General features: G+C 65.1%; 10 protein-coding genes. 4 read left to right on the plus strand and 6 right to left on the minus strand.

Translation table 11 applies throughout. The features are described from left to right. Window positions 1-20 precede the first annotated feature (20 nt). From GV368_RS08020 to GV368_RS08045, 6 genes are read right to left on the minus strand one after another with little or no spacing between them, the layout of a single operon-like run. The gene (locus GV368_RS08020; protein ID WP_178086757.1) at window positions 21-1,013 is read right to left on the minus strand and encodes a septal ring lytic transglycosylase RlpA family protein; all 993 of its coding nucleotides are present in this window, start codon (window positions 1,011-1,013) and stop codon (window positions 21-23) included. A 20-nt stretch (window positions 1,014-1,033) separates the two neighbouring features. Next, window positions 1,034-2,197: a rod shape-determining protein RodA gene (rodA, locus tag GV368_RS08025; RefSeq protein ID WP_169116143.1), complete on the minus strand. Its 1,164-nt coding sequence runs from the start codon at window positions 2,195-2,197 to the stop codon at window positions 1,034-1,036. After that, on the minus strand, window positions 2,194-4,053 hold the full coding sequence (gene mrdA, locus GV368_RS08030) for a penicillin-binding protein 2 (RefSeq protein WP_169116144.1): 1,860 nt from the start codon (window positions 4,051-4,053) through the stop codon (window positions 2,194-2,196). The genes rodA and mrdA overlap by 4 nt, the downstream gene beginning before the upstream one ends. Before the next feature lie 7 nt (window positions 4,054-4,060). Then, window positions 4,061-4,585, minus strand: a complete 525-nt coding sequence (gene mreD, locus GV368_RS08035; RefSeq protein ID WP_142803905.1) for a rod shape-determining protein MreD — start codon at window positions 4,583-4,585, stop codon at window positions 4,061-4,063. Then, the gene (gene mreC, locus GV368_RS08040; protein WP_142809424.1) at window positions 4,585-5,451 is read right to left on the minus strand and encodes a rod shape-determining protein MreC; all 867 of its coding nucleotides are present in this window, start codon (window positions 5,449-5,451) and stop codon (window positions 4,585-4,587) included. Before mreC ends, mreD begins: the two co-directional genes overlap by 1 nt. A gap of 22 nt (window positions 5,452-5,473) precedes the next feature. Next, window positions 5,474-6,514, minus strand: coding sequence for a rod shape-determining protein (locus tag GV368_RS08045; protein ID WP_142803907.1), 1,041 nt, complete (start codon window positions 6,512-6,514; stop codon window positions 5,474-5,476). Window positions 6,515-6,846: 332 nt separating this feature from the next. Between GV368_RS08045 and gatC the strand changes: the two genes are divergently transcribed. The 4 genes from gatC (at window position 6,847) to GV368_RS08065 (ending at window position 11,073) form a co-directional block, all read left to right on the plus strand. Beyond that, complete coding sequence (gatC, locus tag GV368_RS08050; RefSeq protein WP_142803908.1) at window positions 6,847-7,128, plus strand: Asp-tRNA(Asn)/Glu-tRNA(Gln) amidotransferase subunit GatC; 282 nt, start codon at window positions 6,847-6,849, stop codon at window positions 7,126-7,128. Continuing rightward, the gene (gene gatA, locus GV368_RS08055) at window positions 7,125-8,603 is read left to right on the plus strand and encodes an Asp-tRNA(Asn)/Glu-tRNA(Gln) amidotransferase subunit GatA (protein WP_169116145.1); all 1,479 of its coding nucleotides are present in this window, start codon (window positions 7,125-7,127) and stop codon (window positions 8,601-8,603) included. The genes gatC and gatA overlap by 4 nt, the downstream gene beginning before the upstream one ends. A gap of 16 nt (window positions 8,604-8,619) precedes the next feature. Continuing rightward, entirely contained in the window at window positions 8,620-10,080 is a 1,461-nt protein-coding gene (gene gatB / locus GV368_RS08060) for an Asp-tRNA(Asn)/Glu-tRNA(Gln) amidotransferase subunit GatB (protein WP_169116146.1), read from the plus strand. Window positions 10,081-10,167: 87 nt separating this feature from the next. Further along, window positions 10,168-11,073: a hypothetical protein gene (locus GV368_RS08065; RefSeq protein WP_169116147.1), complete on the plus strand. Its 906-nt coding sequence runs from the start codon at window positions 10,168-10,170 to the stop codon at window positions 11,071-11,073. The last annotated feature ends 10 nt before the right edge of the window (window positions 11,074-11,083 follow it).

The raw sequence follows: 11,083 nt of genomic DNA on the forward strand, positions 1-11,083 counted from the left end.
GTCCCATTATACGCGGCGGCTCAGGGGGCGGTCACCAAGAAAGCACTACCGCCCAGGCGCGCCGTGACGATCCGAGCCGCCGCGCGCGCCGCCGCCTCGTCGGCGAACGGCCCGACCCAGACCCGGATTTTGTCCGTGGCCGGAATCACGTGCAGATCGACTTCCGGCAACAACGTAGCGGCGTGCCTCCGGAAGGAATCCGCATTGTCGGCCAAGGCAAAAGCGCCCAACTGGAGATAATAGCCCGGGGCAGGAGAACGACGTTCGTCCGCAACCGGCTCGAGGGGCTCCATCGCCACCACCGCTTTGCTCGACTCTGACTGCTCGAGCGCAGACCCTGGCGCAGCCGACGACACGGAGACGATGGGTGCGTCGTTCCGCGACGACGACGTTCGCTCTTCCCCCTGCAACCGCGCTGACAGCACACGCGCCACCACCAGCGCTGGCCCAGCCTCGGCGCCGCGCGCGCGTATGACCTCGCCACGCGCCTCGGCCTGGCGGATTTCCTCGGGCAGGATCAGCTCCACCTCCACGCTGGTCGTACCCTGGTTGACGAAACCGAGGCGATCCGCCGCAGCAAAGGAGAGATCGATGAGTCGATCCGACACGAAAGGGCCGCGATCGTTCACCCGCACGATCACCTGACGGCCGTTGGAGAGATTGGTCACTCGAGCATAACTGGGGAGAGGGAGCGTCTTGTGTGCGGCCGTGAAGGAATACATGTCGTAGCGTTCTCCCGTGGCCGTGGGCTGGCCATGGAACTGACGGCCGTACCACGAAGCCACGCCGATCTCCCGATAGGGAGCGAAATCGGTCATGGGAAAATAAGTGCGGCCGAGCACGGTATAGGCGCGCGCGTTGGCCGGACGCAAAGGTTCGATGCGCGGAACCGGTTCTTCTCCGGAGACCAAGGCGCCAAGCCCCCCCGTTTCCACGAGCGAGGAACGCTTCGTCCGTGGAGCAGTGCCGCAGGCCGCCAGCCCCAGGGCGACGAGGAGCAGCACACCGGTCACGCGCCATCTCGTTCCTGATGTCATATCCCCCTCCGCTGGCCGGAAAAACCACCGCGCGGCGCCGATTGGACCGCTGCGCTCAAGAGCAATCCCAGCCCCGTGGCGAGCGTCACCAGAGCCGTGCCGCCATAGCTGATGAAGGGCAAAGGCACTCCTACCACCGGCAACATACCACTGACCATCGCCACGTTCACGAAGACATAGACGAACGTGGTCCCCACCACTGCGCCGCCCAGCAGCATCCCCGGCCACGAGGGGCTCCTGATGGCGAGCCACGCACCGCGCAGCAGCAGCGCGGTATATACGCTCAATAATAGCGCGACACCGAAGAATCCAAACTCCTCGGCAAGCACCGCAAAAATGAAATCGGTGTGGCGCTCGGGAACGAAGGAGAGTTGGGATTGCGTGCCCTCGCGCCATCCCTTGCCCCAAGCGCCCCCCGAACCGATGGCGATCGTGGCCTGAATCGTGTGAAAACCTTTACCGAGAGGGTCCCGGTGCGGATCGAGCAAGGTGCACACGCGCTGTTTCTGATATTCGTGTAGCATTGGCCATTCCACGCCGGGCGCACACCAGCGATCTCCTTGCACGAGGAGCGCACCGATCCCGACGGCCAAGGCCAACACAAGCGGCACGATGAACCGCCATGAAAACCCGGCGAAGAAGAGCACGAATCCCCCGGCCGCCACCACGAGGATGGTCGTACCCAAGTCCGGCTCTTTCAGGATCAAGATCGCGGGAATCGCCAAGAGCATCAGCGCCACGACATGATCCCACCACGCGAGCGAATGCCGTCGCAACGCAAAATACCAGGCAAGCATCATCGGCGCCGCCAGTTTCATCAGCTCGGAAGGCTGGATGCGAACCACCCCCAGATCGAGCCATCGCGTTGCCCCTTTGGTCGTCTCGCCGAAGAGGAGCACCGCCAGCAGCAGCAGGACACCGAGGAGATACAACGGCAAGGCCAGGCGCAGCCACCAGCGAAACGGGACCAGCGCCGCCGTCAAGAGCGCGGCCAGTGCCAGCGCCTGGTGCCCCCACAAGGTCCCGACCCGCTCGGGCGATGCGCTCATCAACACCACTTGCCCGGCGGCAAAGAGCAGTAGCACGCAGACGAGCAGAGGGAAATCCCAGCGTCGCATCGCGTGGGCGATCATCACGAGCCAATACGCCTTCTTCATCATTTTTCCTTTCCACCGGCAACGGAAAAATGATAGTCAAATATTTGGCGCATCAGCGGCGCCGCCGTCCTGCCTCCCGGCCCTCCGTTCTCCACGATGATCGCGGCGACGATGCGCGGCTCTTCGGCCGGGGCGAAGGCGATGAACCACGAATGATCGAGTAGATCTTCGTCCGTGGCGTCGGGGTCGTACTTGCGCCCCTGCAGGGAGAATACCTGTGCCGTTCCCGTTTTCCCGCCCAGGGAATAGGCTGCGCCGGCAAACGCGCGCGCCGAGGTGCCGATGCGCGCGCCATCGACCATTGCCCGCAGCACGGCATCGACGTGCGCGGGATCGAGCTTGACGAAACCGGTCACTTCACCGGCGACGGGAACACGCTCCCCCGTGAGTGGATCGATCGAAGCCGCCAGCACGTGCGGCTTGCGTATCACGCCGCCATTGACGAGGATGCTCAAGGCGTGGGCCATCTTCAAGGGCGTGTAGGCATTGTACCCCTGGCCGATCGCGGTAGAAAGCGTTTCGCCACCAAACCACTGCTGCTGATTCGCTTGGTTGAATCGCTGCCTTTTCCACTCGCGCGAGGGCAGCACGCCTGCCGCCTCTCCCGGCAGATCGATTCCGGTACGTCGTCCGAACCCTAGCTGCTCCATGAAAGCACTGATGGCATCGATCCCCAGTTCGTTGCCCAGCGAGTAGAAATACACGTTGCAAGAGAAAGCCAGCGCCCGGTGCAAATCGACGCCACTTTGACAATTCCGCTTGCGGTCGTACAGTCTCACGCCGGAGTACTCGAACATCCCTTGCCGATCGAAGCGCTGGCCCGGTTGCCGACTCCCCGAGGCCAGACCCAGCATCGCCATGAAGGGCTTGAAGGTCGAACCAGGCGGGTAGGTACCGCGTAGCGCGCGATTGAACAAGGGTTTATCATCGCTCAGCGCGAGCCGCTCCCAGTCGGCCTGCGTCAAGCCACCGAGAAACAGGTTCGGGTCGAAAGACGGAGAAGAGACCATGGCGATCACGCCTCCGTCGCGCGGATCGAGCGCGACGAAAGCCCCGCGCCGCCCGGCAAACGCCTCGAGCACGAAACGCTGCAGTCGCGCGTCGATCGTCAGCACCAGATCCCGGCCCCTCACTGCTTCCTGCCGCCCGAGCAAACGCACCGCCCGGCCCGCCGCATTCACTTCCAACAATTCCCAACCCGGGATACCATGAAGCAGCCGTTCGTACTGCGCCTCCACCCCTTCTTTCCCGATGCTCTCGGTACCCCGATAGATCCCCGTCAGCCCCTCGGCCTCGAGTCGCTCCTGTTCCTGCGCATTGATCCGCCCGAGATAGCCGACCACGTGTGCCGTCACCTCCGCCTGCGGATACTCCCGAATGAGTCTGGCCTGCACTTCGACTCCGGGGAAGGCAAACTTCTTCGCGACGAAGCGCGCCACCTCCTCGTCGGAGAGATGCTGACGGATCACGACACTGCCCAGACCGCGCTGATCACGCATCTGACGCAGGAAGCGCTTGTGGTCACTCTCCTCGATGCGCACCACCTCGGAGAGACGCGCGATCGTCCCTTCGACATCCTTCACCTGGGCCGGATCGAGTTCCAGGGTGTAGGTGCGCACGTTACGCGCGAGGGCTTCGCCGCGCACGTCGAAAATCTGCCCGCGATGCGGCGCAATCGGCACGAAAGCCTGGCGATTGTCGTCAGCCAGGGTACGAAATCGCTCGTGCTCACCGATCTGCAGCTGGTACATGCGTCCGAGCAGCAGACCGAAACCGACCAGCATGACGACCACCAGCACCCACAGCCGACGGTGCGTACGCGCGATTTCCGATCCCTCCCCCAACGCGCTCTTGGGCATACGCACCTCAGGACAAAGACGCGGACCCGCCGGCACGCGCAGCGCGCCACTGCGGCCACAGCAGCCCATGGCTCAAGATCGGCCACAAGAGGACGAGGGTCACGGCGGATCCGAAATATCCCCACCCGGGCCAATCTCCGCCCGCAACCAGACGTACCGCGGCCTGCAAGGCCAGCGCCAACGACCACAACGGCAACAACAGCAAGGCCTGCCCCCAAGCACCAAACCACAGGATGCGTGCGGCACGGCGCTGGGCCAGATAAACCACCCACACGAAAGCGAGCGCCTCCTGCCCCAAGGCCGCGCCTCGCCCGACGTCGAGCATCACGCCCAAGGTGAACGCCGCGCCCACGCCCACCCGCTGCGGATCGCGCAATGCCCAGAACGTAAGCACCGCCATGGTCATCTCGGGCCAAAACCCGCCTCCCCCCTTGGGAATGAGATCCCAGAAGAAGGCGAGTGCCAGCGTGCTCAGAATGAAGCGCAGCCGCGGCGGCTGCAGTACGCGGGTCGTACGGGACGATTCGTGCATCAAGACCCCTCCCCTGGCTCCCCTTTGGGCGGGATCCGCTCGACCACCAGCAAATGCCGGCGGCGTTCCCCGAACGACGTCGGCCGACAAACGATGCGCAAAAAGACTCCTCCGGCGTCTACCGACACCACCTGAGCCACGGGAATTCCCGGGGGAAACACGCCATCGAGGCCGGAGGTGACGAGCACGTCGTCGGTGCGGACGTCGGCCTCGACCAACAGATGACGCAATTCGAGATAACCGTCGCCCAGGCCATAGACCACGCCACGTACCCCGTTGCGCTGTACCATCACGGGGATTGCATGATCGCGCTGCGTGATCAGCGTCACCTCCGACACCAGCGGCTGGGTACGCGTCACCTGACCGACGAGACCCTCGGCATCGACCACCGCCAATCCCGGCCGTACGCCGGCGTTCGCCCCGCGATCGACGACGATGCGCCGACTGAAGGGATCGGGCGCGTCGTACAAGACCTCGACTCCGATCCGACGCAATTCGAAGCGCCTGGCCATGCCCAGGAGGCGCCGCAACTCGGTGTTCTCCGCCTCCAGAGCCGCCAGGGTCGCCGCTCGCAGACGGTCTTCCATTTCGATGCGTCGCAGGCGTGCATTCTCCGCTTGTACCTCGGCGAGGGTGGCGAAATAGATCGACCCATCGACCACGAGCTTCACCGGCCAGTGCGCCGCCTCCTGTACGGGGCGCAACACCACAGAGATCGCGTCGCGCACCACGTCCAATGCGCCGAAACGCAGGTCGAGCACCAGCAGCGACACGGCAGCCAGCGTCGCCAACCCCAAGCGCTGCCCGGGCGACATCGTCCGATGAAAGCGCGGGACGTTGGGCGAATCGCCGAGCGGGGAATTCATCGCGCTCCCCCGGTGCGTGGGGTCATTCCGTGGCGAAGAGGGTGTCGAGCATGTCGACCTTTTCCAGCGCCATGCCGCAGCCACGGGCCACGCACGTGAGCGGGTCTTCGGCCACGATCACCGGCAGCCCCGTCTCTTCCTGGATCAAGCGATCGAGATCGCGCAACAGGGCCCCGCCGCCCGTGAGCACGATGCCGCGCTCGGCGATGTCGGAACCCAATTCCGGCGGCGTCTGCTCCAGGGCGATCTTGATCGCCGAGACGATTTGATTCAAGGGATCGGCGATCGCCTCCCGAATCTCGTTCGAGGAAACGGTGAAGCTACGCGGAATCCCCTCGGCCAGGTTGCGCCCCTTGACTTCCACTTCGAGCACTTCGGGGGAAGGAAAGGCGATCGCCACCTGCTTCTTGATCAATTCGGCCGTTGCCTCTCCGATCAACATGCCGTAATTGCGCCGAATGTAGTTGACGATCGCATCATCGAATTTATCGCCCCCCACCCGGATCGAACCCGAGTACACCATCCCGCCCAGGGCGATCACGCCGACTTCCGTGGTCCCCCCGCCGATGTCGACCACCATGGAGCCCGTTGCCTCGGCCACCGGCAATCCCGCACCGATCGCCGCCGCCATCGGTTCTTCGATGAGGAACACCTTACTCGCGCCGGCGGCGAGCGCCGCGTCGCGGATGGCGCGGCGCTCGACTTGAGTCGAACCACAGGGAACGCAGATGATGATGCGAGGGCTAGGCGAGAGCAGGCTGGACGCGTGTACTTTCTTGATGAACTGCTTGATCATCTGCTCGGTGACCACGAAGTCGGCGATCACGCCGTCTTTCATCGGCCGGATCGCCTGCAGGTTTCCCGGCGTTTTGCCCAGCATCTGCTTGGCCGTCTGCCCAACGGCCTGGATCACCTTCTTCCCCGAGGAAGGATCGACGCGGATCGCCACCACCGAAGGCTCGTTGAGCACGATACCGCGCCCCCGCATATAGATGAGCGTATTGGCCGTCCCCAGGTCGATCGCCAGATCGTTGGAGAACAAAGAGCGCAAAAAACCGAACATGTTGAGTCCTCGAGAAACGCAATATTCGCGGAAATGAGGGTGCCACCGAGGCGGCAGCCCGAGCCCCAGCAGCGCAGGACCGCCATCACCTGCCCGAGCAAGTCCCGAGGGCGCATCGAAGAACCCACTGCGCAACTACATGGCGGCGTTGCGCGATGCTCGACGACTCACCCTTCTCGGCGAGATGTCTCGCACCCTGCGCACCGGGCGCCTTGCCCTACAAGCGCGCAACGGCTTTTCGAGGCACCCTTGAGACTTTGCGGCCGACGGCACGGCAAAACGACCACGATTATGATACTCTACAATGCTTTGGACGCGACAGAGACTGCCGTATGCCCGCCATCGATCTCGACCGCATCGCCGAGCTCGCCCGCATCGAATTGACTCCCGACAGCGCCGCGGCGTTCCGCGCCGACCTCGAACGGGTCCTCGCCCTCGTGGATCGGCTACAAGCCGTCGACGCCACCGGGGTGGCCCCCATGAGCCATCCGCTCGATTTGCCCCAGCGCCTGCGCGAGGACATCGTCACCGAACCGGATCAGCGCGACGCCCTGCTCGCCCTCGCGCCCGCGGCCGAAAACGGCCTTTATCTCGTACCCAAGGTGATCGAATGAGCGCAGAACGGCTCCTCACCTCCTCTCTGCGCGAGCTCGCTGCCGCCCTCGCCGAGGGGCGCATCCGCGCCGAAGCCTTGGCCGAGGCGGCGCTCGAACGCGCACAAAGTCTACAGGAACGGCTCAACGCCTTCATCACCCTCACCCCCGAGTCGGCGCTCGCGGCCGCGCGTGCCGCCGACGAGCGACGCCGCGCCGGAAACGTCTCGTTACTCTCTGGTATCCCGCTCGCGCACAAAGACCTCTTCTGCACCCGGGGCGTGCGCACCACCGCCGCCTCGCGCATGCTCGCCGAGTTCGCCCCCCCTTACGACGCCTTCGTGGTCGAACGGCTGGCCGAGGCCGGAGCCGTGAGCATCGGCAAGACCAACCTCGACGAATTCGCCATGGGCTCGGCGAACGAACACTCCCACTTCGGCCCCTGCCGCAATCCCTGGGATACGAGCCGCATCGCCGGCGGCTCCTCGGGCGGCTCAGCCGCGGCCGTGGCCGCCGGTATCGTGCCCGTAGCCACCGGCACCGACACTGGCGGCAGCGTGCGCCAGCCGGCGGCCATGTGCGGCGTCACCGGCATCAAGCCGAGCTACGGGCGGGTGAGCCGCTACGGTATCATCGCCTACGCCTCATCGCTCGACCAGGCCGGCGTGATCGCCCGCAGCGCCGAAGACTGCGCGCTCGCCCTCACGGCCATCGAAGGCTTCGATCCGCGCGACTCCACCTCGCTCGACCGTCCGTCCGAAGACCACGCTGCCGCCCTCGCCGCCGCCGACGGGCGACTCGACGGGCTGCGCCTGGGCCTGCCGCGCGAATTCTTCGCCGTCCAGGGGCTCGACGCCGACGTGCGCCGTGCCGTCGAATCGGCCGCCCGCATTTACGAATCCCTGGGCGCGCGCCTGGTCGACGTGTCCCTGCCGCGCGCCGAACTCGCCATTCCCGCCTACTACGTCATCGCCCCGGCGGAAGCCTCGAGCAACCTCGCCCGCTACGACGGCGTGCGCTACGGCTACCGCGCTCCCGACTATGTCGACCTCGACGACATGTACCGCAAGACGCGCGCCCAAGGATTCGGCGACGAAGTCAAGCGCCGCATCCTCGTCGGCACCTACGTGCTCTCGCACGGCTACTACGACGCCTACTACCTGCAGGCGCAAAAACTGCGCCGTCTGATCGCCGAAGACTACCGCCAAGCCTTCGACTCCTGTGATCTCATCCTCGCCCCCACCGCGCCCACCACCGCCTGGCGCCTGGGCGAGAAAGACCAGGATCCGGTGCAGGAATACCTGCAGGACATCTACACCATCGGGGCCAACCTCGCCGGTCTGCCGGCGCTGTCGCACCCCTGCGGGTTCGACTCGGCGGGGCTGCCCATCGGCTGCCAGCTCATCGGCCCCTATCTCGCCGAAACGCGGCTGCTGCTCGCCGCCCACGCCTTCCAGGGAAAAACCGACTGGCACCGCCGGCTACCGCCGCTCTAAACCCCACGGAACCGCCATGAACCGCACCGACTGGGAAACCGTCATCGGCCTCGAGATCCACGCGCAGCTCACCACGCGCAGCAAGATCTTCTCCGGGGCTTCCATCGCCTTCGGCGCCGAACCCAATCGCCAGGCGTGCGCCATCGACGTGGCCCTGCCCGGCACGCTGCCCGTGCTCAACCGCGGCGCCGTCGAGCGTGCAATCCGCCTCGGGCTGGCGATCGAGGCCGAGATCGCCGAGCGCAGCGTGTTCGCGCGCAAAAACTACTTCTATCCCGATCTGCCCAAAGGCTACCAGATCAGCCAGTACGAGTTGCCGGTGGTGAAAAACGGCACGCTCACCATCCAGGTAGGCGAAGGGGACTCCGCCTACGAGAAAACCGTGCGCATCACGCGCGCGCACCTCGAAGAAGACGCCGGCAAGAGCCTGCACGAAGACTTCCACGGCATGACCGGAATCGACCTCAACCGCGCCGGCACGCCGCTGCTCGAGATCGTCTCCGAGCCCGACATGCGTTCGGCCGAAGAGGCGGTGGCCTACGCCCGGGCGCTGCATGCCCTGGTGCGCTGGATCGGGGTGTGCGACGGCAACATGCAGGAGGGCTCGTTTCGCATCGACGCCAACGTCTCGGTGCGCCCCAAGGGCGAGACGCGCCTGGGCACGCGTCGCGAGATCAAGAACCTCAACTCCTTCCGCTTCCTGCAGCAGGCGATCGACTACGAAGTCCGCTGGCAGATCGAAACGCTCGAGGAAGGCGGCGCCGTCCAACAGGCCACCGTGCTCTTCGATCCCGAGCGCGGCGAGACCCGCGTGATGCGCACCAAGGAAGACGCGCACGACTACCGCTACTTCCCCGATCCCGATCTCCTGCCGCTCGTCATCGACCGCGCCTGGATCGAAGAAGTGCGGGCAAGCCTCCCGGAGCTGCCGCAGGCGCTGCGGCGGCGGCTCGTCGAGGAACACGGCCTCACCCCCTACGATGCCAACCTCCTCACGGCAAGCAAAGAACTGGCCGACTACTATCTGACCGCCGTTGCCGCCGTGGACCCTGTACTCGCCAAGCCCTGCGCCAACTGGATTCTCGGCGAGCTCGCCGCCAAGCTCAACCGCGGCGGGCTCGAGATCGGCGAGAGCCCCGTGCGACCAACACACATCGCTGCCCTGGTGCAGCGAGTGCACGACGGCACGATCTCGCACGCCGGGGCAAAAAAAGTGTTCGAGGCGCTATGGACCGGTGAAGGCCAGGACGTCGACGCGATCATCGAGGCACAGGGTCTCGAGCAGGTGAGCGACGAGAGCGCCCTGGAATCCCTGGTGGATGCAGCGATCGCCGCCAATCCGAAGTCGGTGGAGGAATTCCGCGCTGGCAAGGAGAAGGCCTTGAACGCCCTCGTCGGCCAGGTGATGAAAGCCTCGCGCGGAGCGGCCAATCCGCAACGCGTGACCGAACTGCTGCGGCGCAAGCTCACCGGCTGAGGATTTCTTTCCCGCGCGCGAACCCGAAAAACCATCCGGGTAATCGGCTAAAATGCCCTCTCCGTCGGTATCGTAGAGAGACCAGCCATGCAGGATACGATCGAAGCCATCGATGAGCGCTTGCGACACCTGCTCGCCGTCTCTCCCGACCCGGCCCCGCCCGCCGCCGAATTCGAACTGTTGGCCGACAGCCTTCTAGACTACGAATTTTCTACCTTGAGCCAGCTCGTCGACCGTGCCGATCTACTGCGCACGGCGCTGCATCGCGTCGGCTGGCCGCGCCGCGCTCCCCCGGTGCGCGAATCCCCCTACCTGAAAGTGTGGGGCAAACTGATCAAGATCTACACCAAGGCAACGAAACACCCTGCCGCCATTCCCTCCTCGCCCTACAGCGCACACGCCCATGAACGGCAGATCTGGTGCCTGCTGCGCATGATGCTCATCTTCTGGTTCGAACTCACCCGCATACCCGATACGCTCTGGGGTGGATTGCACCAAGCATTCCTGCGGGCCGAGCGAGCCAACGTCGCCAATCGGCGCATCGACGATGGTCTCTTCGGCACGCCCGCTCGCCTCAGCTGCCGCGAAGTGCACCACGCGGCCGCGCTCATTCACCTCGCCAACCCCAATGCACTTCCCATGTCGATGCTGCCGCGGGTCGTGACGTTCGCCCTCGAGTTGGCGCCCTACGCCCAATTCGTCCCGCCCGAGTGGCTCGATCGGGTCGACGATCGCTACGGAATCGATCTCGCCGGCAATTCCCCTCCCATTCCCGCGCTGGCTCTCGCCGACGCCAAGATTTTGCGCCTCTATGATGCCGGCGCGCTGATTCCCAAGGTTTATGAACGTCTCGCCCAACCCGGCCTGCCGACCGATGAGCGCCTGCTGCTCGAGACGCTGTCACAACGCTGGACGGGGGAGCCCCCCAAACGGCAGGGAACCTCGATCAACCCCCGTTTTCCGGGAATTTGGAGTGAAACAGGCTCTTCATGACACTCGGCAC

Source organism: Tepidiphilus baoligensis, from assembly GCF_012911495.1.
GTDB classification, from domain to species: domain Bacteria; phylum Pseudomonadota; class Gammaproteobacteria; order Burkholderiales; family Rhodocyclaceae; genus Tepidiphilus; species Tepidiphilus olei.